The 24,078-nt window shown below is 42.5% G+C and carries 24 protein-coding genes; 18 read left to right on the forward strand and 6 right to left on the reverse strand.

Annotation, left to right across the window (positions count from 1 at the left end; all coding sequences use genetic code 11):
• The first annotated feature begins 107 nt into the window (after positions 1 to 107).
• Positions 108 to 524, forward strand: a complete 417-nt coding sequence (locus FN831_RS18305) for a hypothetical protein (RefSeq protein WP_142529636.1) — start codon at positions 108 to 110, stop codon at positions 522 to 524.
• A gap of 141 nt (positions 525 to 665) precedes the next feature.
• Here FN831_RS18305 and FN831_RS18310 read toward each other — a convergent pair whose 3' ends face one another.
• Together FN831_RS18310 and FN831_RS18315 are read right to left on the reverse strand one after the other, a co-directional pair.
• Positions 666 to 992 carry a DUF3276 family protein gene (locus tag FN831_RS18310; protein ID WP_142529637.1) on the reverse strand — a complete coding sequence of 109 codons (327 nt, stop codon included), beginning with the start codon at positions 990 to 992 and terminating at the stop codon, positions 666 to 668.
• Positions 993 to 1,061: 69 nt separating this feature from the next.
• A complete protein-coding gene (locus tag FN831_RS18315) occupies positions 1,062 to 2,852 on the reverse strand; it encodes an ABC transporter ATP-binding protein (protein WP_142529638.1) in 1,791 nt (596 codons plus the stop codon).
• Positions 2,853 to 2,964: 112 nt separating this feature from the next.
• Between FN831_RS18315 and FN831_RS18320 the strand changes: the two genes are divergently transcribed.
• The 9 genes from FN831_RS18320 (at position 2,965) to FN831_RS18355 (ending at position 9,031) form a co-directional block, all read left to right on the forward strand.
• Positions 2,965 to 4,053, forward strand: coding sequence for a Glu/Leu/Phe/Val family dehydrogenase (locus FN831_RS18320; protein WP_142529639.1), 1,089 nt, complete (start codon positions 2,965 to 2,967; stop codon positions 4,051 to 4,053).
• A 90-nt stretch (positions 4,054 to 4,143) separates the two neighbouring features.
• Complete coding sequence (nusB, locus tag FN831_RS18325) at positions 4,144 to 5,037, forward strand: transcription antitermination factor NusB (protein WP_246101613.1); 894 nt, start codon at positions 4,144 to 4,146, stop codon at positions 5,035 to 5,037.
• 1 nt (position 5,038) lies between these two features.
• A complete protein-coding gene (locus FN831_RS18330) occupies positions 5,039 to 5,488 on the forward strand; it encodes a DUF1573 domain-containing protein (RefSeq protein WP_142529641.1) in 450 nt (149 codons plus the stop codon).
• 27 nt (positions 5,489 to 5,515) lie between these two features.
• Positions 5,516 to 5,836 carry a preprotein translocase subunit YajC gene (yajC, locus tag FN831_RS18335; RefSeq protein ID WP_142529642.1) on the forward strand — a complete coding sequence of 107 codons (321 nt, stop codon included), beginning with the start codon at positions 5,516 to 5,518 and terminating at the stop codon, positions 5,834 to 5,836.
• Between the two features lie 77 nt (positions 5,837 to 5,913).
• On the forward strand, positions 5,914 to 6,864 hold the full coding sequence (locus FN831_RS18340; protein WP_142529643.1) for a CdaR family protein: 951 nt from the start codon (positions 5,914 to 5,916) through the stop codon (positions 6,862 to 6,864).
• A complete protein-coding gene (gene coaE / locus FN831_RS18345; protein WP_142529644.1) occupies positions 6,861 to 7,457 on the forward strand; it encodes a dephospho-CoA kinase in 597 nt (198 codons plus the stop codon). Before FN831_RS18340 ends, coaE begins: the two co-directional genes overlap by 4 nt.
• Positions 7,457 to 8,398, forward strand: coding sequence for an MBL fold metallo-hydrolase (locus FN831_RS18350; RefSeq protein ID WP_142529645.1), 942 nt, complete (start codon positions 7,457 to 7,459; stop codon positions 8,396 to 8,398). The genes coaE and FN831_RS18350 overlap by 1 nt, the downstream gene beginning before the upstream one ends.
• Positions 8,398 to 8,559, forward strand: a complete 162-nt coding sequence (locus FN831_RS27765; protein ID WP_185960533.1) for a DUF5522 domain-containing protein — start codon at positions 8,398 to 8,400, stop codon at positions 8,557 to 8,559. Before FN831_RS18350 ends, FN831_RS27765 begins: the two co-directional genes overlap by 1 nt.
• Positions 8,560 to 8,581: 22 nt before the next feature.
• A complete protein-coding gene (locus tag FN831_RS18355; protein WP_142529646.1) occupies positions 8,582 to 9,031 on the forward strand; it encodes a MarR family winged helix-turn-helix transcriptional regulator in 450 nt (149 codons plus the stop codon).
• Between the two features lie 35 nt (positions 9,032 to 9,066).
• On the opposite strand, the gene FN831_RS18360 is transcribed toward FN831_RS18355, so the two are convergent.
• The 3 genes from FN831_RS18360 to FN831_RS18370 are packed head-to-tail and all read right to left on the reverse strand — an operon-like array spanning position 9,067 to position 11,077.
• Complete coding sequence (locus FN831_RS18360) at positions 9,067 to 9,786, reverse strand: ZIP family metal transporter (protein ID WP_142529647.1); 720 nt, start codon at positions 9,784 to 9,786, stop codon at positions 9,067 to 9,069.
• Positions 9,786 to 10,349, reverse strand: coding sequence for a phosphatase PAP2 family protein (locus FN831_RS18365; protein WP_142529648.1), 564 nt, complete (start codon positions 10,347 to 10,349; stop codon positions 9,786 to 9,788). The genes FN831_RS18360 and FN831_RS18365 overlap by 1 nt, the downstream gene beginning before the upstream one ends.
• The gene (locus tag FN831_RS18370; protein ID WP_142529649.1) at positions 10,346 to 11,077 is read right to left on the reverse strand and encodes a class I SAM-dependent methyltransferase; all 732 of its coding nucleotides are present in this window, start codon (positions 11,075 to 11,077) and stop codon (positions 10,346 to 10,348) included. Before FN831_RS18370 ends, FN831_RS18365 begins: the two co-directional genes overlap by 4 nt.
• A 114-nt stretch (positions 11,078 to 11,191) precedes the next feature.
• Between FN831_RS18370 and glmM the strand changes: the two genes are divergently transcribed.
• The 5 genes from glmM (at position 11,192) to FN831_RS18395 (ending at position 17,606) form a co-directional block, all read left to right on the forward strand.
• The gene (glmM, locus tag FN831_RS18375) at positions 11,192 to 12,580 is read left to right on the forward strand and encodes a phosphoglucosamine mutase (RefSeq protein ID WP_142529650.1); all 1,389 of its coding nucleotides are present in this window, start codon (positions 11,192 to 11,194) and stop codon (positions 12,578 to 12,580) included.
• A 5-nt stretch (positions 12,581 to 12,585) separates the two neighbouring features.
• A complete protein-coding gene (locus tag FN831_RS18380) occupies positions 12,586 to 13,734 on the forward strand; it encodes a cysteine desulfurase family protein (RefSeq protein ID WP_142529651.1) in 1,149 nt (382 codons plus the stop codon).
• A gap of 409 nt (positions 13,735 to 14,143) precedes the next feature.
• Positions 14,144 to 14,677, forward strand: coding sequence for a GNAT family N-acetyltransferase (locus tag FN831_RS18385; protein ID WP_142529652.1), 534 nt, complete (start codon positions 14,144 to 14,146; stop codon positions 14,675 to 14,677).
• Between the two features lie 77 nt (positions 14,678 to 14,754).
• The gene (locus FN831_RS18390; RefSeq protein WP_142529653.1) at positions 14,755 to 14,967 is read left to right on the forward strand and encodes a hypothetical protein; all 213 of its coding nucleotides are present in this window, start codon (positions 14,755 to 14,757) and stop codon (positions 14,965 to 14,967) included.
• Between the two features lie 344 nt (positions 14,968 to 15,311).
• Positions 15,312 to 17,606: a GH92 family glycosyl hydrolase gene (locus FN831_RS18395; protein ID WP_394348329.1), complete on the forward strand. Its 2,295-nt coding sequence runs from the start codon at positions 15,312 to 15,314 to the stop codon at positions 17,604 to 17,606.
• Positions 17,607 to 18,594: 988 nt separating this feature from the next.
• On the opposite strand, the gene accD is transcribed toward FN831_RS18395, so the two are convergent.
• Positions 18,595 to 19,440, reverse strand: coding sequence for an acetyl-CoA carboxylase, carboxyltransferase subunit beta (accD, locus tag FN831_RS18400; protein WP_142529655.1), 846 nt, complete (start codon positions 19,438 to 19,440; stop codon positions 18,595 to 18,597).
• Between the two features lie 140 nt (positions 19,441 to 19,580).
• Between accD and fbaA the strand changes: the two genes are divergently transcribed.
• The 3 genes from fbaA (at position 19,581) to FN831_RS18415 (ending at position 24,075) form a co-directional block, all read left to right on the forward strand.
• Positions 19,581 to 20,663, forward strand: coding sequence for a class II fructose-bisphosphate aldolase (gene fbaA / locus FN831_RS18405; RefSeq protein ID WP_142529656.1), 1,083 nt, complete (start codon positions 19,581 to 19,583; stop codon positions 20,661 to 20,663).
• 96 nt (positions 20,664 to 20,759) lie between these two features.
• Positions 20,760 to 21,824, forward strand: a complete 1,065-nt coding sequence (locus FN831_RS18410; RefSeq protein WP_246101615.1) for a hypothetical protein — start codon at positions 20,760 to 20,762, stop codon at positions 21,822 to 21,824.
• Positions 21,787 to 24,075 carry a hypothetical protein gene (locus FN831_RS18415; protein WP_246101617.1) on the forward strand — a complete coding sequence of 763 codons (2,289 nt, stop codon included), beginning with the start codon at positions 21,787 to 21,789 and terminating at the stop codon, positions 24,073 to 24,075. Before FN831_RS18410 ends, FN831_RS18415 begins: the two co-directional genes overlap by 38 nt.
• The last annotated feature ends 3 nt before the right edge of the window (positions 24,076 to 24,078 follow it).

The following is a 24,078-nucleotide window of genomic DNA, read 5'->3' on the forward strand; positions in this document are numbered from 1 at the left end:
GTTAATATATCGATTTACCTGTAAAGCAGCTGGTATATTTTAATCTTTAACCAAACAATACGGGCTTTCATTCCTTTTTATGGTATAGATTTCTAAAAAAGTAAATTATGGACAGATTAGTAATAGAATCAATATTGGCCGATGTTGATGAAATATATTTATCAAACGACAGTGAAAATCAGGAATTAAACCCATCGATCATACTTGGTTTTAAAGCCGGCAATTCTGATCAGATCATCAATGCTTTTGAGGCGCTGAAAAATGTTACGCAGAACAAAAATGTGGAGCTGATTATTTGCAGGACACTTGTTTCAGGTATTTATGATCTTGAGATCAAAACAGAGGCATTGGATGAGCCTGTTCGAATATTGAACAAGGTTATTCCTGCTGAACTTCTGGCCAGGATTGAAGATCAGCTTCATCAGCGTAAAACGATCGTACTGGGCACGAATGTATCTGCGGAAGAGAACTGGATTACTGTAAATGAGGCCCAGGTGAAAGAATGCGCTGTAAAAGAGGGTTAGTGGTACCAGCTGGAATTACCGGTGGAAAATAAGATATAAAGCGGGGTTTGATTTCAGGTCATACCCTGCTGCATTTTAGGCCGGCGCTAATTTTGGGCATAAAAAAAGCCCCAAAGGAGCTTCTAAATGGGTTTTTAATTTCTAAAAAGAAAAATCATCATTCTGGCCTTTACCGCCGCCTTCATGGTTCTCAGAATATTCGTAGCGTTTTTCTACTACATCCTGATGTGTTTTGATATAATCCACCGTTTCATTTAAACCTTCAGCAAATTTTTCGAAATCTTCTTTGTAAAGAAAGATTTTATGCTTTACAAACACACCGTCTTCCAGTCTTTTCTTACTTTCAGTGAGGGTTAAATAATAGTCGCCTGAGCGAGTAGCTTTAACGTCGAAAAAATATGTTCTCTTACCGGCCCTTACTTTTTTAGAAAAAACCTCTTCTCTCTCTTTGTTGTCAAATTCTCCCATGTTTGGTATTACTGTTGGTTTTGGTTCGGGTAAATATAAACTATTAATCAGTAAAGATCAAAATAGAAATTAAAGAGATTTATTTTCTTCTTCCAATAACTGGTTTAAAAACATTTCTTCATAGATACCGTGAAGATTAAGCAATTCATCATGAGTACCTTGTTCAGCAATCCTGCCTTCTTCGAGCACGATGATCTTATCGGCTTTTCTGATTGTCGAAATCCTGTGCGCAATTAGAATACTTGTCTTTCCTTTCATGACATTGCCCAGGTTATTTAAGATCTCTTCCTCTGTCCTGGTATCCACGGCCGAAAGACAGTCATCAAAGATCAGTACCCTGGGCTCCTTTATCAATGCCCTTGCAATTGAAACCCTTTGTTTCTGGCCTCCTGACAGTGTAATTCCCCTTTCTCCCAGCATGGTGTCAAACTTTAGTTCAAAGTCCATAATATTATCATAGACCGCTGCATTTCTGGCTGCGGCTTCTATTTCTGCATCAGTAACTGTATCCAGGCCAAAGGCTATATTGTTCCTGATGTTATCTGAAAAGAGAAAAACTTCCTGCGGTACAAAACCTACCTGGTTCCGGTAAGAATTCAGGTTGATCAGCGGCAGTGGTTCACCATCTATAGAAATTGTGCCTGAGTCTGCATCATACATCCGCATAATCAGGTTGGCGAGCGTAGACTTGCCGGAGCCCGTGCGGCCAATTACTGCTACAAACTGTCCCGACTGAATGCTGAAGGAAATATCTTTCAGTGCTGCAATGCCTGTATCCTGATAAGTAAAACTAACGTTCTCAAAGCTGATATTGCCGCCAAAGTCCGGCAGGGCGATATTTCCGGAGCGGATATCAGGCTGGAGTTCCAGGAATTCATTGATCCTCTTTTGAGAGGCCGCAGCCCGTTGTATCAGGGTGGTTACCCAGCCCAGCATTGTCACGGGGAAAGTGAGCTGGTTTACATAAACGATAAATTCTGCAATATTGCCCGCAGTAATGGAGCCGTCAAGCACCTGTTCACCGCCGATATAAACAGTAAGGATCGTGCTCAGGCCAACAAGCAGCAGCATGGTAGGGTAGAAGAGTGCCTGCACACGGACAAGGCTCATTGCATTGGATTTGTAGCCATCGCTTTCGCGGGCAAAAATCTGTCTGGTATAATCTTCCCTTACATAGGATTTGATTACCCTGATGCCGGAAAAACGCTCCTGCACAAAACTGGACAGGCGCGATAACTGCTCCTGGATCTGCTCGCTTTTATGATTGATCTGGGTATTTACAAAATAGATGATGATAACCAGAACAGGCAGGGGAAGCAGGCAAAATGTGGCAAGCCTTGGATTTACCGAATACATAGAAGTAACGATCAGTACAAATAAGACTGCTGTATTGATGGCGTACATGATTGCTGGCCCTACATACATCCTTACCCTGTTAACATCCTCGGTAGCCCTGTTCATCAGGTCGCCCGTATTGTTCCTGCGATAAAAACCAAGGCTCAGCTCCTGATAGTGGGCATAGATCTCGTTTTTCATGTCGAACTCAATATGCCTGGACATCAGGATCAGCGTCTGCCGCATAAAGAAAAGGAATAAGCCACGCACCAGATAGAGCAGTAGCACCAGCGTGCCGAAGTAGAAAAGGCTGTAGCTAAAGATATCGTAAATGATCTGCTGTCTTTCAAAACCACTGAACAAGCCATAGATCTGGATGTTTTCTGTGATCAGGTTAAAGGCATGGCCGATCACCTGTGCGGGGATAACCCCAAAGATGTTGGAAATGATCACAAAAAACATCCCCGGAACGATCCACCATTTATATTTATAGAAGTATTTATTTAGAAAAATCAGGTGCTTCATGTTTGGGTAAAGTTAGCCAATTGAGGAGGATTTTTGAAAACTGTTTGGTTAAAACAATGTAATTAATCTTTTTTATCCTTAGTTTTGCGAACTGTTTGATAAACGAAATCATATGTCTGCTAAGAGTTCTGTGGTAACCTCAATTTTAGATCAGCTAAGCGCATTAGGGCATAAAAAAGTGGTCTATTGCAGTGATCCTGATACAGGTTTGAAAGCAATTATCGCGATCCACGACACTACACTTGGCCCTGCTCTTGGAGGCACGCGGATGTGGAATTATGCTACCGAAACTGAAGCACTGGAAGATGTGCTTCGCCTGTCCAGAAGTATGACGTATAAAGCAGCAATCACAGGTCTAAACCTGGGGGGAGGCAAAGCGGTGATCATCGGCGATTCAAGAAAAGGAAAGTCGGAGGCAATGATGCGCAGTTTTGGACGTTTTATTAAAAATCTTAACGGTGAGTTTATCACTGCCGAAGATGTAGGTACAACAACCAGGGACATGGAGTATATCAGCATGGAAACCAAATATGTAACAGGAGTTCCTGAATCGATCGGAGGGATGGGAGATCCTTCTCCAACGACTGCGAAAGGTATTTTTCTGGGGATGAAAGCCTGTGTAAAGGAGGTTTTTGGTACCGATACGCTGGCAGGCCGTTCTGTAGTTGTACAGGGTATAGGAAACGCCGGCGAGCATCTGGTAGAACTGCTGAGACAGGAGAATGTAGAAGTGTTTATCAGCGATATCAATGAAGACCGTTTACACCAGGTAGCACGCAAGTACAAGGCAAAACCTGTTGAGGCTGATAAGATTTTTGGTTTGGATGTTGATATTTACGCTCCCTGTGCCCTTGGCGCTACCGTCAATGACAAAACCATACCTAAAATGAAGTTTGCAATCATTGCAGGTTCAGCAAATAATCAGCTTGCAGATGAGCAAAAACATGGTCAGATGCTGCTGGAGAAGAACATCTTATTTGCGCCGGACTACCTGATCAATGCCGGCGGGCTCATCAACTGTTACTCTGAACTGACGGGTTACGGTAAAAAACGCACGATGCAGCTCACAGAAAATATCTATGATGCTACGCGCAATGTGATTAAAATGTCCAAGGCAGATAATATACCCACCATTCTGGCAGCAAACAGGATTGTTGAAAAAAGAATAAGCGATATAAAAAAAATAAAATCATCATTTTAATAACCGGTAAATTACCAACTCGTTCTTACATTCATGTTAAATAGAAGGCACTTAAGAATTAAAGCTCTGCAAAACATTTTTGCTTGGCAAATGACTGAAAAAAAGGATCTCAATTCTGCGAAAAAAGAATTGATGCTCAGTATTGATAATGTTTATGAAATGTATGTCAGAATGCTGGCACTGCTTTCTGAGATTACGGAGTATACTGAGATTGATGCAATTGAAAGAGCCAACAAGCACTTTCCTACAGCAGAAGACCTGAATCCCAACAAGAAGTTACTCACGAACAGGTTTATCGTTCTCCTGCAGCAAAACCCTGAGTTTAAGGCTGCAGTGAACAAATACCAGATCAACTGGCATGCCGATCCTGAGTTTATTAAAACCATCTACAACAAATTAAAATCAACTCCTGAATATACTGCTTATCTGAATGATGCAGATGACAGCCTGGAAGGATCAAAAGAGATTATCAAATTTATTTTCAGGAAAATCATTCTAAAAAGCCAGAATATTATCCAGGCTTTTGAGGATAAATTTATCAACTGGTCTGTAGACAAGGAAGTAATGCAGGGAATGGTGGCTAAAACGCTCAAAAACTTCACCTCAGAAGACGCGTTTAAGAATAAGCTTACCCCGATCAGTGCAGACTGGAAAGAGGATGGCAAGTTTGTGGAAGACCTGTTCGTTTACACACTGAAAAATAACAATGAGTACCAGGCGCTGATCGCAGAACGTACCAAAAACTGGGAATCTGAAAGGATTGCCTTAATGGATACGATCCTGATGAAAATGGCAATTTGTGAACTGATGAATTTCCCTTCTATTCCGGTGAAAGTAACTATAAACGAATACCTTGACCTGTCTAAAGATTACAGTACGCCGAAGAGTAATTCGTTTATTAACGGTATATTAGATAAAATTTTGAGCGACCTTAAACGTACCAACAGTATCAAAAAAGCAGGCCGCGGATTAATAGAAGAATAATATGAAGAAAATTTTTGTACTGGCGCTGGCTGCGGCAACGTTTGCAGCCTGTCAGCAATCAAAATCATCAGTAACTGCTGACAGCGCAGTTACTGCAACCAAAACTGAAGTTGTTGCACCTGAAAATGCGCCTGTAATCAGTTTTGAAAGTGGGATGTACAACTTTGGCAAAATCAGCCAGGGCGAAAAGGTAAATCATGAGTTCAAATTCAAAAACACTGGAAAGAGCCCGCTGATCATTACCAATGCTACAGCAACCTGCGGCTGTACAACTCCCGATATTCCAAAGGCACCTATCAAACCTGGCGATTCAGGAGTGATCAAAGTAGTTTTCAACAGTACCGGTAAAATGGGAATGCAGGATAAAATTGTTACCATCACTTCCAATGCCAACCCGGAAACAACTGAGGTGCACCTGATCGGTGAGGTACAGGAAATTGCTGCAAAATAATTAATACTCATACACACACAAACAAATATGACATCTACAGTAATTTTACAAGCAGCCGGCGGAAGCAGTATGTTAAGTACATTGGTTCCAATGGTGTTGATCATGGTAGTTTTTTACTTCTTTATGATCAGGCCACAGGTTAAAAAAGCAAAAGATCACAAGAAATTGGTTGCCGACCTGAAAAAAGGGGATAAGATCGTTACTACTGCTGGTATCCACGGTAAAATTGTTGACATGAACGAACTTACCTTCCTGATTGAAGTAGAAGGCGGTACAAAAATCCGTTTTGATAAAAGCGCTATTTCTCTGGATGCTACAAAGGCCTCAGGAGAACTGCCTAAAGCCTAATATATTAATTTACACCTGAAGCCGCTCCTTTCTTGGTGCGGCTTTTTTGTTTTATTAAATTTGTTTACTTTACAGCCATGCCTTTTATACGACTTACAAAAATAGAGCGAAAGCGCTTTTTGGTATTGATCACCTGTCTCTTACTGGCGATTGCAGGATGGCTGTTTCTGGCACTGAACAACAAGTACGTTTATACGGCCAAAACTGTGCTGGTATACAAAAACTTCCCCCAAAAAAAAGCTTTTCACCCGCTGCAGTCAGATACAGTAGACCTGCTGGTAGAGGGAACGGGATGGCAGCTGCTTTTTGCACGCCTGCGTGTAAGCCCCCCTTCCATCAACATCAGCCTCGATAAACTCAACAACAGAAATTATATTCTCTTCTCAGAGCAGCTGTACAGTGTGAACAGTCAGCTGGAAACTTCCCAGAAAATCATATCTGTACGTCCCGATACCTTATATTTTGATTTCTCTAAAAGAACGGTGAAAAGGGTTCCGGTCAAGCTGGTCTCGAAGCTCACTTTTGCCAGGCAGTTTGGTATCTCAGACGACATCGAGTTTACGCCCGATTATGTAACGGTATCAGGGCCGCAGGAGGAGCTGGAGAAAATCAGGGAATGGAAAACGGATACACTGAAACTGACTGATATACAACGTCCCTCTGTTTCAAGACTGGCGATGAAACCCAACCTGCAAAAAAATGTGAACATATTCCCTTCCACCATTGAGGTGAAACTGCCGGTAGATGAATTCACGGAAAAAACCCTGGAAATTCCCCTTAAGGTGCTCAATAACAGTGAATACTATAATGTGAAGCTGTATCCTAAGAAAGTAAAAATTACTTTTTTGGTGGCGCTGTCCAGCTATCAGCAGGTAAATGAAGATTTTATAGAAGCATCGGTTGATCTCAATGAATGGAAAATACAAAAACACCATCAGCTGAGTATTAAGCTGACGCGTTTTCCCGACTATTGCAGAAAGGTAAAACTTGTGCCGGAAAAGGTTGACTTTATTATTGAGAAGCAATGATGAAGATTGGCATTACCGGTGGCATAGGAAGTGGTAAAACCACGGTTTGCAGGATATTCGAGAATTTAGGTATCCCCGTGTTTTATGCTGATACCGTAGCCAAAGATATTATGGTTACTGATCCAGTATTAATCAGGGGCGTAAAAGATGCCTTTGGGGACGAGAGCTATGACGCTGCGGGAAAGCTCAATAACAAACATATTGCAGGGATCGTGTTTAATGACCATATCGCGTTGGCAAAACTGAATGCCCTGGTACATCCGGCCGTTTTCAGGGCTTTCGATCTGTGGATGGCGACAGTACCTTCCGCTGCGCCGTACGTCCTTAAAGAAGCAGCCCTATTGTTCGAAAGTGGTTCCAATCAGGCCTGCGATCAAACTGTACTGGTAACGGCACCTGTGCCAACCAGGTTAAAAAGGGTGACAGAACGGGATGGAGCTACCGAAGAACAGGTGCTGGCCAGGATGAACAAACAGCTGAACGACGAAGAGAAAATAAAAATGGCAGATTTCATCATCAGGAATGACGAAAGTCAGTCTGTAATACTCCAGGTGATGGAGTTGCACAATCGATTTACAAAAATAACTGAATAATGATATTAGATGATTTCCTGGTACCAACTAAAATTGGGCTGTTTTGCGCATATGGAGGTTTTTACCTGGATCCCAAAGAAATAGTGAAAGATGCAGTCATCTCACACGCACATGCTGACCACGCAATCACCGGCAATATTAACGTATACTGCACAGAGGCTACTTCTTTGTTCATGAAACAGCGCTATAAAAAATTTGCTGCCGGCGAATTTCATGTGTTTGCTTTTCAGCAGCCATTTACGCTAAATGAGGTAAAGATCAGTTTTGTACCGGCAGGGCATATGCTTGGCTCTGCATTGGTGCTGATGGAGTATAAAGGTATCAGGTATCTGTATACGGGCGACTATAAGCTGCAGCCTGATGCGACCTGCGAGCCTATTGAATTTGTAAAAGCCGATGTGCTCATCACCGAAACTACTTTCGCCAATCCTGATACCAGCCATCCTGATGCAGAAGAAGAAATCAGGAAGCTGAGCACTACACAGAGCAATATTATGCTGGGTGCCTATGCCCTGGGCAAGAGCCAGCGGCTAATTCGTTTAATCAGTGATCATTGTCCAGAAAAAAGGATACTTGTACACCATAGTATACTCCCGTTTGTTAAAGTGTATGAATCGCTGGGTGTGAATATGGGAAAATACGAAGTCTATGACCGCAAGGTAATGAAGGCCAATCCCGCCGGTATGATTTATCTGGTGCCGCCCCTGGTTTACCGCAGTTATATCAGGGCAATTAATGTGGTCAGGGTATTTGCAACGGGCTGGAAACATTTACAAAACAATAATGAGTTACAGTTGTATATATCTGATCATGTTGACTGGAAGGATATTATTTTAACCATCGAACAGGTGCAGCCATTGCAGGTTTGGACTACTCATGGTAGCGGGGTTCAATTGAAGGAACATTTTCAAAACATTTTGGATGTTAAATTGCTTAACTGATGGAAGAATTTACCGATTACTATTTTGATGTGACTGGTTTGATGGTTTTTACCGAAGCATATCACCTTAAAAGGGGATATTGTTGTAAAAATAAATGCAGACATTGTCCCTGGAAATATGGTAAGGTAAAAAATAGCAATAGTCAGAAGAAAAGTAATTGATAACCATTAGATAACTTATGTAATGTTGAAAGAAACCAAAGCTCCCCGTTATGAAAGCGCATATCATGAGGCCATTGTCAACGTATCCTACACACATAACTGGTGTAACGATAAAGTTAAGCAGGCAGTGTCGCCATACGATATTACTTCTCAGCAATTTAATGTATTGAGGATCCTGCGCGGGCAATTCCCTAATCCGTCAACAATTAACTTTGTCAAATCAAGAATGCTTGATAAAATGTGTGATGCTTCCAGGATTGTTGACCGTTTGGTACATAAAGACCTGGTCATTAAAAATGTCAGCAATTATGATAAGCGGGCTGTAGATATCCTGATCAATGATAAGGGGCTCAACCTGCTGAAAAAAATTGATAATGAAGTAAGCTTATCAGCCATTCTGTCGTCGAACATCACGCAGGAAGAAGCTGAACAATTGATTGTACTGCTGGATAAAGCCAGGGGGAAGTTTTAACTTCCCCTCTGCAGAAGGTTTGTAGTATATGTTGTTTAATGTCCTGAGAGATAAAATCCGGCCAGTGCGATGCTGATTCCCAGAAGAACAGCAATCATTTTTCTTTTTGATACTTTGTGGTCTACGCTGGACTCAAACAGGATAGTAGTAGAGATATGGAGGAATATTCCAATTACAATACCCATCATTTTATTGAAGTACAGTTCGATACCGCCAATACTTCCATTACTGATACCGTAACTGAACAGAAAGCCAAGCGGAGCCATCAGCGCAAAAATCAACAGGTAGAATGCGATTCCCTTAAATGTAAATTTGTTTTGCAGCAGGATGCTTGATAAGGCAAAGGCTGCAGGGATGTGGTGCAGTGCGATCCCGAAAATCAGGGCATTATGCTGGTCGGCTGCCAGTGGCATTCCTTCCAGAAATGCATGCAGGCATAAACTGATCATGATCCCATAGGGAAACGAATGTCCTTCGCCGTGCTTATGGATATGGCCATGTTCAACCCCTTCAGAAAACTGCTCTAAAAAAATCTGCAGCAGAAATCCTATCAATATATATATTCCAATTTCTGCGTGATCCGGGCCTCCGTAAGCATCGGGAATGAGGTGCAGGACTGTAATTGCAAATAAATAAGCTCCGCTAAAGGACAGGATCAGCTTAAGGAGCTGTGATTTGTCGCTTTTTACTAAAAATATAGACATGCCTCCTAAAAAAGCACAAAAGAAAAGTATAAGAAGTTTCCAGATTTCCATTATAATCCCGGTTGTAATTTTTTATAGAACACTGATACTACATAGCCTGCCGTAGTTCCCAGGACTGCTCCTGCAATTGTGTCCAGGGGATAATGTACGCCCACGTAGATTTGTGAAAAGGAAACCAGGAATGCCCAGAAAAGGCCGACAGGCAAAATTGGTTTCCATTTGGGATAAAATACCATGATCAGGAATATGGCAATCCCAAAATGATTAGTGGCATGCGCAGAAGGAAAGCTGTAACCACTGCCGCAGGGCACCCTTTGGATAATCTCACTGGCCAGATTAACATCATTGCAAGGGCGCAGCCGGGCAACAAATGGTTTGATCAGTCTGGCAGAGATGGTATCACCCAGGGCAAAAGTGAGCAGGAGGCCACCGATAATATACCAGCCTCTCTTTTTATATTCCTTAAAACAGAAGATGATAATAAAAAGATACAATGGCGACCAGAAAAACTTGTTCCTTACGAGAGGCATCAGCCAGTCAAAAAAGGCATTGGAAAGGCCCCTGTGGATTTTTAGAAAAAGGGCTATATCAAAATTATATAGGCTTTCTATCATAGTTTTGCACAAACAAAAATCAGTCTCTCAGATTTAATGGCATCATAAGGGTCAAGGTTGTAGCTGCCGAACGTTGCGGTGATCGATAAGCCACTTTTTGCGAACATGCGTTCAAAGTCGTCCAGTGTAAAAGCCTGTACTCTTTCCTCAAAGGCGTAGTGCTTGCTTTTATGTTCAAAATTTATATGCTTGATGATTTTTCCCTCAGACACAAACTTATGGATGTCAAAATCAATCCCTTCAACCGTCTTGGTTTCCCTTTGAGTAAGGTTCTTCAGGATCTTTTGTGTATTGAAATAATCGATTACCAGTTTTCCGTCATCTTTGATGCTCTTTCTGAAAGATTTTAAGGCATTCACATGCTCCTTCTCAGTTTCAAAATAACCGAAACTGGTGAAGAGGTTCATCGCGATATCATAATAATTGATATATCCCAGCTTGCGCATATCATGCACAAAAAAGTGCAGGTGTTTTTGCTCAAACTGTTTCGCATATTTGATGCTTTGCTCAGAAAGATCTATTCCGGTAACGTCAAATCCCTTCTTATTGAGGTATACCGCATGGCGGCCACGGCCGCAGGCAATATCAAGAATCCTGGAATGGAGCCGCGGTTTCAGGTATGCCGTTAAGTTATCTATGAGGAATTCGGCTTCTTCGTCGTTTCGCTGACTATATAAAATATGATAGTAGGGAGAATTAAACCAGTACTGAAACCATTTACGCTGCATAGGGGAATATTAATGAACGGCAAATATAGCAAACAGGTCAGATATTCAGTTCAATTCGTTTAATTGGTATTGATTCTTAATTTTCGTATTTTTGGAAAACAAAATTTACAACATTTGACACTCATAAAATCTATCTCCGGAATCAGGGGAACCATAGGTGGAATTGCCGGAAACGGCCTCACACCAATCGATATCGTGAAGTTTACCGCGGCCTATGGCTCGTGGGTAATCCGCAATACGGGTATAAAAAAAATTATCCTTGGACGTGACGCACGGATTTCTGGTGTCATGGTAAATAATCTGGTTACAGGAACTTTACAGGGATTGGGAATTGAGGTGATTGACCTTGGTTTATCCACTACGCCTACCGTAGAAATTGCGGTTCCTATGGAACAGGCAGGCGGTGGGATTATCCTTACCGCCAGTCATAATCCCAAGCAGTGGAATGCGCTTAAACTGCTCAATGAAAAGGGGGAGTTTATCAGCGATGCCAATGGTAAGGAAGTGCTGGATATGGCAGAGAAAGCTGATTTTGAGTTTGCCAGTGTCAATGATCTTGGTAGGGTGAAATATGATGACAGCTACCTTCAGAAACATATTGATGCGATCCTTGCACTGCCCCTGGTAGATGCAGAGCTGATCAGGAAAGCCGGATTTAAGGTAGTGATTGATTGTGTGAACTCCACCGGAGGGATCTTTATTCCGGCACTGCTGAAAGCGCTGGGCGTAACGGAGGTTTTTGAGTTGTACTGTGCGCCGGATGGCGAGTTTCCGCACAATCCGGAACCGTTGCCTGAAAACCTGACAGAGATATCCAAAGTTGTACAGCGTGAAAAGGCAGATTTGGGTATCGTAGTTGATCCCGATGTTGACCGTTTATGTTTTGTAGCTGAAGACGGCTCTATGTTTGGCGAAGAATATACCCTGGTTGCAGTAGCAGATTATGTATTGAAAAATACACCGGGCAATACGGTTTCCAATTTATCATCTACCCGTGCGCTGAAAGATGTAACCCTGAGGGCAGGCATGGAATACCATGCTGCGGCCGTGGGCGAAGTAAACGTAGTAAACCAGATGAAAGCAACTAACGCGATTATTGGAGGCGAAGGAAACGGCGGGATCATCTATCCTGAGCTGCATTACGGAAGAGACGCCCTGGTAGGGATTGCCCTGTTCCTTACACATCTTGCAAAGTTTGGCCAGTCGGTATCCCTGCTGAAAAGCAGTTATCCTAATTACCATATCTCTAAAAATAAGATTACCCTCACACCAGAAATGGATATTGATGCGTTATTAGTTAAGGTACAGGAGAAATATAAAAACCAGCCCAACAGCACCATTGATGGGTTAAAAATTGAATTTGATAATGAATGGGTGCATCTGCGCAGGTCTAATACAGAACCGATCATCCGCATCTACAGTGAAGCGGAGAATGAGACGGTAGCTGAAGGCCTGGCCAATAAAATTATCTCAGACATTAAAGAAATTTTAAAATTGAATTAACACAAATGGACAGAATCTATTTAGACAATGCTGCAACAACACCTCTTGATAAAGCGGTGATCGCTGAAATGGTTCATGTGATGGAAAACTTTTATGGTAATCCCTCCTCAATTCATGCGCAGGGCCGTGAGGTCCGCACATTGCTCGAAAAGGCCAGGAAAACTGTAGCCGGACTGTTAAATGCAGTGCCTGCAGAAATTTTCTTTACCTCTGGTGGTACTGAAGCTGATAACATGGCTATCCGCTGTGGTATCGCTGCATTCGGTATTAAACATGCTATAACGTCTAAGATTGAACACCATGCGGTAGAACATACCCTGCAGCAGTTATTAAAGGATGGGGTGATTGATCAGCTCAGCTTTGTGAATATTGATGAAAAGGGAAATGTAGATTATAATCACCTGGAAGAACTGTTAAAAGATCATTCGCGGTCGATGGTATCACTGATGCACGCCAACAATGAATTGGGCACGCTGAATGATGTGGAAAGGATAGGTGAGATCTGTGAAAAATATGATGCCATCTTCCATAGCGATACGGTGCAGACGATGGGCCATTATGTACACGATGTAAGAAAGCTGAAAGCCCACTTCATTGTTTGTGCCGGTCATAAACTGCACGGTCCAAAAGGGGTAGGGTTTATTTATATCAATCATAATGTAAAGATCAATCCCCTGATCTATGGCGGTGCACAGGAACGCAATATGCGTGGCGGTACAGAAAATATTTATGGAATAGCGGGACTGGCAAAAGCGCTTGAGCTTGCCTATTCCGGTATGCAGGAACACCAGGATTATGTACAGGGACTTAAAACCTATATGAAAGATAAACTGCTGGCAGAAGTTCCGGGAATTAGCTTTAACGGGGAGACTGACCCTGAAAAAAGCCTATACACTGTTTTAAGTGTATGTTTTCCTGAAATGGAAATGTCTGATATGCTATTGTTTAATCTGGATATCAACGGGGTGTCCGCCTCGGGCGGTAGTGCCTGTTCTTCGGGTTCGAATATCGGTTCACATGTGCTGACAGCCATCGGTGCAGATCCGAACAGGCCTTCAGTAAGGTTCTCTTTCAGTAAAAACAATACGAGGGAAGAGATCGACTATGTGGTAGAAAAGGTAAAGCAAATTGTAGAACAGAATGTAACTGTTTAATCACAGATCAAATTAAATGTTATTCTGATCGCCTGTCGGTAATTTATGATCGCCTGCCGGTTTGAATGGAAAGTCCTGAATTGATTGTCCCAAAATCCAGATACTTTTTAAGGGAATTAATTCAGGGCCTTTTTTGTGGCCCAATGATCAGATGCTTTAAAAGGTGTGGCCAAAGCGGGAGTATTTGTCTCCTAAATGCTATTCCATCAATTCTGACAGTTCAAACGCTGTTCAGGTTCCTGCTGAAATCGTTAATATACCCTGATCAGTTTTTTCTATGCAGTACTGATCTTTTCCTGTCACACTGATCTTTCTTCTGACACGCTGCTCTTTCTTCTGTCATGCTGATCTTTTCCTGTCACGCTGATTTCCTTCCCGGTACGATGATCTTTAATTACCTTCGAAGCTTATGAAATATCTTCCAATCAAAAATGACGCTGACCCACTTATATCTTTTGTAAAAGAACTGTATGAGGGTGCATTCCCACAGAAGGAGCGCCGCAAATGGGAATTGCTTGCCCGAATGATTGGTACCGTTCCGGAAATGCGCCTCCAGGTTATCATGGAAGATGAAAAACCGATTGGCTTTATGACTATCTGGAAACTGAAAGACTGGTGTTTCCTCGAACATTTCGCAATTTCCCCTGCTGAAAGGGGCAAAAAGCACGGTGAGCAGGTAATGCTGGATTTTATTAAAGACAGCAGGGTATTGCTGGAAGTAGAACCGCCTGTTTCTGAGGATGCTTCACGCAGGATAAATTTTTACAAACGTGCCGGGCTGGTGTGCCTGTCATTTCCCTACCTTCAGCCTTCTTACAAAAAGACGGGCAAACCATATGAAATGGTTCTGATGAGCAATGTACCTGATGCCGGAGAATCAGCATGTGCAGAAATTGTGAATCTGATTTTTGAAAAGGTATATGGCTCATCCAGGAGGGTATAATGAATTGTGACAAACAATTCTGTTTTTTTGCCTGTTGTTATATCAATCTACTTATTTTTTACTAAAAACCAAAGATTATGATTACTCCTGAAGAACACAACGAAGAAGAAGAAAACAAAAAAACTGTATATAAAGAAACAACTACTGATGAAGATGATGAGCTGAGCAATGGCGAAACTTCCTCAAATTCAGGATCGGGAACAACGGCGTTTTCGCACACACCTGAGAGAAAGAATAAACCACTGGGCTCGGGACATGAGCCGGGAGTTACTCCAGGAAGGGATTTTTAATCCTGGTCCTGAGTGCCCTGAGCATATTAGGTAATAATGCCAGTATCAGACTGGCATAAAACGGATCTCTGTATCAATGTTAACTGTCGCTTATCGCGCCGGAAAGCCTGGATACAGAGATCCGTTTTTTTGTGTCAGCCCTTTAGTGACGCTATAGCACACCAGTGTAGTGGTACGGAAATTTTTTTGTGTAAAAAGTATGGTATTAATTTGTGTGTTAATATATAGTCCGTTACATTAGGGGGCGTAATTCAGATTTTGAATCCAGCATTGCCAGGGTTGGCGTTTGCTAAAACGTTTTTAAACTGAATATGCGATTATCACTAATTAACAAATATATTATGATGAAACACTTCTTGTCAGTGTTACTTATCGCTGCCGCAGTGCCGGCTTTAGCGCAGAAAACAGATAAGATCAGTGATCCTGTAGAATGGATTAACCCTTTAATGGGAACTGCAAGTAAACCTGATCTGTCTAACGGGAATACCTATCCTGCCATTGCTCTTCCCTGGGGAATGAATTTCTGGACCCCACAAACAGGTAAAATGGGCGACGGATGGGCTTATACCTACGATGCTGATAAGATCCGCGGATTTAAACAAACCCATCAGCCTTCTCCATGGATGAACGATTACGGACAGTTTTCCGTGATGCCGGTAACCGGTAAAATGAGGTTTGCACAGGATGACAGGGCAAGCTGGTATTCACACAAGGCGGAAACAGTAAAACCTTATTACTATAGTGTATATCTGGCAGATGCCGACGTGACCACTGAGATCACTCCAACAGAACGCGCTGCCCAGTTTCGTTTTACGTTCCCTAAATCCGACAGTTCCTATGTAGTGGTAGATGCTTTCGATAAAGGATCCTATATCAAGGTAATCCCTAAAGAAAGAAAAATCATTGGCTATAGCACAAAGTATGCACGTGGTCCTTTGCCCAACTTTAAGAACTATTTTGTCATTTACTTTGATAAACCTTTTGTGTCTGCAAACACCTGGCATGGAAATACTATCGCACAGGATACCCTGGAACTGCAAAGCAACCACTCTGGTGCGATCATTGGTTTCAAGACAGCCAAAGGCGAGCAGGTGAACATGAAGGTAGCTTCATCATTCATCAGTGTTGAACAGGCGGACATCAGTCTGAAAAGAGAGCTGGCAAATGACAGCTTCGAAACTACCAAAGAAAAAGCAAAGGCAGTTTGGAACAAAACGCTGAGCAGAATAGCTGTGGAAGGTGGAACGGTTGATCAGACCCGTACATTTTACTCCAGCTTATACCGTACGCTTTTCTTTCCGAACAAGATGTATGAGATCAACGCCAGCAACAAGATTGTTCACTGGAGCCCTTATACAGGCAAAACACTGCCTGGCTATATGTTTGCTGGAACAGGGTTCTGGGATACATTCAGGGCGTTATATCCCTTCCTGAACCTAGTTTATCCTTCGATCAACAAAGAGATGCAGGAAGGCCTGATCAATGATTATAAAGAAGGTGGCTGGCTGCCGGAATGGAGCAGCCCGGGTTACGCCAATATCATGGTGGGCAACAACTCTGCCTCTGTAGTTGCAGATGCCTATATTAAAGGCCTTCGCGGTTATGACATCCAGAAATTATATGAAGCGCTGAAACACGGCGCCAATAATGAAGGCCCTATCGAGGCTGTGGGCAGGGCAGGGGTTAAATACTACAATGAACTGGGTTATGTACCTTTTGATGTAAAGATAAGTGAAAATGCTGCGCGTACTTTGGAGTACTCGTATGACGACTTTACGATCTATCAGCTGGGAAGGGCCTTGCACAAACCTGCCTCAGAAACTGCTGTCTATGCAAAGAGAGCACTGAACTATAAAAACCTTTTTGATCCTTCCACCACCCTGATGCGCGGAAAAAACAAGGATGGGTCGTTCCAGTCGCCCTTCAATCCCTTCAAATGGGGCGGTGCCTTTACAGAAGGTAACAGCTGGCACTATTCATGGTCGGTTTTCCAGGATATCGACGGATTGTCTAAATTGATGGGCGGGAAAGAGAAATTTGCAAGCAAACTGGACTCTGTGTTTTCTTTGCCTCCGGTATTTGACGATACAGAATATGGTGGTGTGATCCATGAGATCCGTGAGATGCAGATTGCCAACATGGGCCAGTATGCCCATGGAAACCAGCCGATACAACACATGATCTACCTGTACAACTATGCCGGACAACCATGGAAAGCGCAGTACTGGGTTAGAGAAGCGATGAACAGGTTGTACAAAGCTACCCCTGATGGATACTGCGGTGACGAAGATAACGGACAAACCTCGGCCTGGTACGTATTTTCGTCATTAGGCTTTTATCCTGTAACACCGGCTGTTGACCAGTATGTGCTTGGAGCACCACTTTTCAAGAAAGTAACTTTAAACCTCGAAAACGGAAAACAGGTGGTTATCAATGCACCGGCTAACAATGCGGATAACCGTTATATCCAGTCGATGAAATTTAACACCAAAGACTACCAGAAGAACTGGATCAGTCACTCAGAACTCTTAAAGGGTGCTACCTTAGACTTTGATATGTCTGCGCAGCCAAATAAAAACAGAGGTACTGCTGAGTCTGCATTCCCGTATTCACTATCTACAGACCCCACTGCAAAGTAATCGTCTTTAGGTTATTCTTAATTGCAAAAAAGATGATATGGTATTCAAGGCTGCCTGCTGCTTAATCGCAGCAGAAGGCCTTGAATACCATATCATCTTTTTTTTTGCAACAGATATTCCCTGGCATCCTCATCCGGGGATGAAGCAAAAGTTGCTCCTTAAGAACCAGAACTGTACCGGATCAAATTGGAATGCAGGGAGTTCAATTCATTCTCGCTGAACTCAAACTGCCTGATGCATGACAAGTAATACAATATTGCTATACATTATGACAATAATGATGAGTATAAAAAATGCATTGATCATGATGCGACATGCCCCGTATGAAAATCTCTGATGGGAGTTAGTACGAAATCGCCATAGCTTTTGTATGGGGATTTGACGATAGGATTTGTATGAGGGATTTAGCGGTAGCTTTTGTATCAGGGATCAGACAATAATTTTTGTATGCAAGATTCTGCGGTACCTTTTGCATGAGGGATCAGACAATAGACTTTGTATGCAAGATTTTGCGGTACCTTTTGTATGAGGGATCAGACAATAATTTTTGTATGCAAGATTTTGCGATACCTTTTGCATGAGGGATCAGACAATAGACTTTGTATGCAATATTTTGCGGTACCTTTTGTATGAGGGATCAGACAATAATTTTTGTATGCAAGATTTTGCGGTAGGTTTTGTATGAGTGATTGGACGATAGGTTTTAAATGATAGATTTTGCAGTAGGTTTGTGCAGGTGATAGTAAACTTTACAGGTTATGCATCATGCCCGGATCTCCCCCCTTGATATTGCGGTGGGTTTTGGCTGAGGGTTAAAGCGCCCTGCACTGGATAAACCTTTACGGAAAAAAAATGGGATACATGATATTCCGGCCTAGTCGTTCATTTGCGTAGCAAATTAATGCAGCCGGAATATCATGTATCCCATTTTTTTCCCCCCTCACAATTCCAGTGCTATCTCCCCAGACAACATCCCCCCGTAATATCTCTAATTTTTTACCATTTTCAGGAACGTAGCCAACTTCGCCTTCATTGCCCTTCTGTCTACGATAAAATCAAGGAAACCATGTTCCTGAACAAACTCAGCCGTCTGGAAACCTTTAGGCAGGTCTTTTTTAATTGTTTCTTTGATTACCCTTGGTCCGGCAAAGCCGATCAGTGCTCCCGGCTCAGCGATATTGATATCACCAAGCATGGCATATGAGGCAGTAACCCCACCTGTAGTAGGATCAGTCAGCAATGAAATGTAAGGGATCTTAGCCTGGCTTAAAAGTGCCAGTTTTGCGGATGTCTTAGCCATTTGCATTAAAGAAAATGCAGCTTCCATCATCCTTGCGCCACCGGATTTAGAGATCATCAGGAAAGGGATCTTATGTTTAATACTGTAATCGATAGACCTTGCGATCTTTTCGCCCACTACCGAACCCATAGAGCCACCAATAAAGTTAAAATCCATACAGGCAATCACCAGGTCTTCTCCATCAATCTTTCCTACACCTGCGCGTATGGCATCCCTTAAACCTGTTTTCGACATTGTATCCACCAGGCGTTCTGTATAAGGTTTGCTGTCAGTAAAGTTCAGCGGATCTCCCGAAGTCAGATTTCCAAACAGCTCTGTAAACTCATTGTTATCAAACAGTACCTGGAAATATTCTTTGGAACCTACTCTTAAATGATAGTCACAATAGTGGCATACATATTTATTTTCTATAAGGTCTGCGCTGTGTAATGCCTTTTTGCAATTAGGACACTTGTTCCATAAGCCATCCGGCGCTTCTTTTTTCTCTTCTGTCAGCGTGCTGATACCTTTTTTTTCTCTCTTAAACCAAGCCATGTTATTCGTTGAAAAATGCGATTACAAAGAAACGAAAAAAAATTAGAACAGTTTAGCCTAGATTAAGGTAAAATAATCGGGTATTGATTTGCCCGGCCTGATATTTTTCCTAACTTCGGCAGATATAAAATCTAATAACAATGAGTTTAAAAGGCTATAAAGGCGTAATTTACGGAGATGCCCTTCAAGAACTATTCGAACAGGCAAAAAAACATCAATTTGCATTACCTGCAGTTAATGTGACCGGTACAAATACGATCAATGCAGTTATGGAAACTGCTAAAGCGGTGAATTCACCAGTGATGATTCAATTATCTAATGGTGGCGCGCAATTTTATGCGGGAAAAACCTTAAATAATGACAACTTAAATGCATGTGTACTTGGTGCGGTATCAGCAGCAAAACATGTTCATTTATTAGCAGAGCATTATGGTGTTGCTGTAGTATTACATACAGACCACGCTGCTAAAAAATTATTGCCATGGATTGATGGTTTGTTAGAACACGGAGAGAAATTCTTTGCTGAAACAGGTAAACCATTATTTTCTTCGCACATGCTTGACCTTTCTGAAGAGTCAATCGAAGAAAACATGGAGATCTCTGCAAAATATTTAGCCCGTATGGCTAAAATGGGCATGACGATCGAAATCGAACTTGGTGTAACAGGTGGTGAAGAAGATGGCGTTGATAACAGCGATGTTGACAGCTCTAAATTATATACTCAACCTTCTGAAGTAGCTTATGCTTACGAAGAATTAAGTAAAGTGAGTGATAAATTTACAATTGCAGCAGCTTTTGGTAATGTTCATGGTGTGTATAAACCAGGCAACGTTAAACTGCAGCCCGTAATTTTGAAAAACTCACAGGACTTCGTTAAAGAAAAATTTGCCCTTACTGCGGAAAAACCTATCAACTTTGTATTCCACGGCGGATCAGGCTCTACTCAGGAAGAGATCAGAGAAGCAATTTCTTACGGTGCCATTAAAATGAACATTGATACAGATATGCAATGGGCATTATGGGAAGGTATCCTTGAGTATTACAAGAAAAACGAAGCCTATCTTCAGGGACAGATTGGAAATCCTGATGGAGAAGACAAGCCTAACAAGAAATTTTATGACCCTCGCGTATGGTTACGTAAAGGTGAAGAAACTTTTGTTGAGCGTTTAACTCAGGCTTTCGAAGATTTGAACTGCAAAAACGCAAGCGACAAATTAGCTTAATATAAGTTTAAGCATAGCTGAAGATGATTTAGCGCTTAAAAAATATTAGCGCTTTTCGGTTGATCCGGGAAGCGCTTTTTTTTTACCTTTATCAAAATGATAAATCGTAAAAGGCAAGGTACACAGCTTAAATTCAAGACAATGTTGTACTGTGTGCTGCTGATCTTAGTTAGCAGCTGTAAGGACCGGTCAACCGCCCATACCGCCTTTTATTTCTGGAAAACAGTATTCCAGTTAAAACCCGGAGAGAAAGAACTGCTTCGAAGTGCTGCAAATAACCGCCTGTATCTGCGTTTTTTTGATATCGTCTGGAACAAACAGGAACTGCAGGCCTTACCAAATGGAGTAATTGCGTTTAAAGAGTCAGTATCAGCTTTGTCCATTACCCCGGTTATTTACATCACCAACCAGTCGCTGCAGCAAACTGCTCCTTCAGGAATAGACAGCCTCGCCTTTAAAGCAAATCGCCTGCTTGTCCGTCTTGCGGCTGAAAATGGTATCGTGTACAAAGATATTCAGATAGACTGCGACTGGTCGGTAAGCACAAAGACAAGGTATTTTGCTTTCCTGCGCGCTTTTAAACGATATAACCGCAAAAAACTCGAAGCAACCATACGTCTGCACCAGGTTAAATATCCCGAACGTACAGGAGTACCACCTGTTGACAAAGGCCTGCTGATGTTTTACAATATGGGAAAGATATCTGCCGCTTTAAACGTAAGGAACTCTATCTATAACCCCGAGGATGCAGCAGCTTATATTGCTGCCCTGCCTCATTACCATTTACCTTTAGATGTGGCATTGCCCGCATTTTCATGGGCTATCCAAATCAGGGCAGATAAGGTAGTGCAATCCTATGCGAAGATCAGCCTCGCAGAACTGTCAAACCCGCAAAACTTTGAACAAATATCCTCCGGCAGCCTGTCTGTCCCAGCCTTTACAGCCCTTAAAAGTTTCTATCTGAAAGGGGTATATGTAAAAACGGGGGATGTGTTCAAGTTTGAAGGAACAGATCACGAAATTCTTGCCGCGGCCGCAAAACAGGTTTCGGCATACCTGGCACCGCTCAACAACCGAACTGTCATTTATTATGAAATCTCATCAGTCAATTTATTACCTCTATATGCAAAAGATATCAAAGAAATTTCTGCTCATTTTTAGCCTGGCAGTGATCAGTGCTGCTGGTGTAGTCTGGGCATGTGGCGGTGGCGACTGGGACGAGTCTGAATATTCTAACTTCAGTCCCGAAGCTTTTGTAGACCACCAGTACTCGCCCTTTTTTTATAACAGCTGGCAAAGCTATTACGGCAGCGATTTCAATGATGACAGCAATACCCGCTATAACCAGCAGGTGGCTGATGAATGGAATGTTTACCTGGACAGTAAGATAAGGCAAAAAGATCTCCATACTTTACTGTTTAAATCATCCTATGCAGAAATAGATTCGTCATACCGCTATTTTAAAGGTGATCTGAAAATTTTACCCGACAGTTTATCCTCTCTCAAATCATCGGGCCTGACCAAAAAACAGAGGAGTACATTTTTCGAATACCTACTGCTGGCGAAGAAATGTGAGCAGTTTGCCGTATCAAACCAGACTTACTACTGGGACGAGAAGGTAACCTTTGTTAGCCCCGAACCTGAAGTTAATGTATCGCTGTTGAAAGCATTTAAGAAAAGCCATGATCCCTTTATCAGGCAGCGGTACTGGTTCCAGCTGATCCGTTATGCTTATTTTGAAGAACTGCCTGCCCTCAATGCCGACAGCAGTGCGGGGCCGGACCAGAGCGGCCTGGTTACGCTGTTTAACAAGTATCAGAAGAGCTTTCCCAAAAACAGTATGTACTACCGCGCATTGGGATATCTGGCAGGGCATTATTACAAACGCCAGGATTTTGCCAGGGCAAACTACCTCTACAGTCTGTGCTATAACTTTTCCTCCGAAATGAAAATCCCAAGTAAGTGGAGCTTCCATCCGCAGGATGAAAAAGACTGGGAAGAAAGTTTAATGCTGGCAAAAAACAAAGAAGAGAAAATCACGCTCTGGCATATGATGGGAATTGTGCAGGATGAAAACAGGGCCATAGAAAATATATATGCGCTTGATCCGAAATCAGAGAAACTGGACCTTTTGCTGAGCAGGCTGATCAACCAGATCGAGGCTCCTAATGCTGAAGTGTACAGGGACAGCACAACACAGATAAAAATAACCAAAGAGGACATTGCCCTGGTTGACCGTATTGCCCTTAAGGGCGACATCAAAAAACCTTATTACTGGAACATGGCCGCCGGATACCTGCATGTATTGACAGGAGATGTGGCCGCTGCAGGCAAATTTTACAGACAGGCAAAACAGCAGCTCCCTGCAAACAACCGCCTGGCCGAAGCCCAGTACAGATTGCTGAACTGGAACCTGTACCTCTCCGGCCTGAAGAAAATAGATTCAGAAACAGAAACCGAAATGGTGCCGGATCTTAACTGGCTTGCTGACCTGCGTGATCAGAAGGATACGCTGGCCAATCTAAGGTACCAGCGCGCCCTCTCAGAAAGTATTAATTTGCTGAGCCGCCTGTATAAAAAGCAGGGACAACTGCTCAAATCTGAATGTTTCCAAACCAGCACCGCATTTTATGTAAAGAATGAAAACATTGACGCGATGAAGTCACTGCTGGGCAAAACTAATCAAACTCCTTTTGAAAAAGCGATGCTGCGGTATTATCCTTATGATCCGGGCGATCTGTACTACCACCAGGGCTTAATGCTGGTGTACCAGGAAAAAACTGATGCAGCTATAGCCCTTTGGGAGAAATCCGGAGAAAATGCCACATTTGACTTACTGGCCAATCCCTTTAACGGCAGGATCAACGACTGTCACGACTGTGATTTTGAGGCGCTGCAAACCAAAAAGTATACGGCACTGGACGTCCTGAAAACGATCAAAGCCATAAAAGCTGAAATCGCTGCCGGGAAAAACCTTTATACCAATAATTTGCTGCTGGGTAATGTGTATTATAACATCACACATTATGGCAATGCCAGGGTATTTTATCAAACCGCAATCACCGGTTCAGATGCCACATCACCAATGGATATCCCGCTCGAATTCAGGTCGCGCTTTACCTCATCGGCCATCGCCGAAAAATATTACCTGCGGGCGCGTTCAGCGGCTAAAACCGCCACACAGCAAGCGCGCTGCACCTTCATGGCTGCTAAATGCGAGCGGAATGATATTTACAATGAAACCTTTAACGACCCGGCCAATGAGAAGAAATACTACTGGGATATCGATTTTACTACTGCCTATGCTACACGTTATTTTGCCGACTTATATACGCGGTACCGCAACACGGCATTTTACCGGGAAGTAATACAGGAGTGCGGCTATTTTAAAAGTTATGTTAACGGACAATAGTTT

Source organism: Pedobacter westerhofensis (assembly GCF_900182595.1).
In the GTDB taxonomy this organism is placed as follows: Bacteria; Bacteroidota; Bacteroidia; order Sphingobacteriales; family Sphingobacteriaceae; genus Pedobacter; species Pedobacter westerhofensis.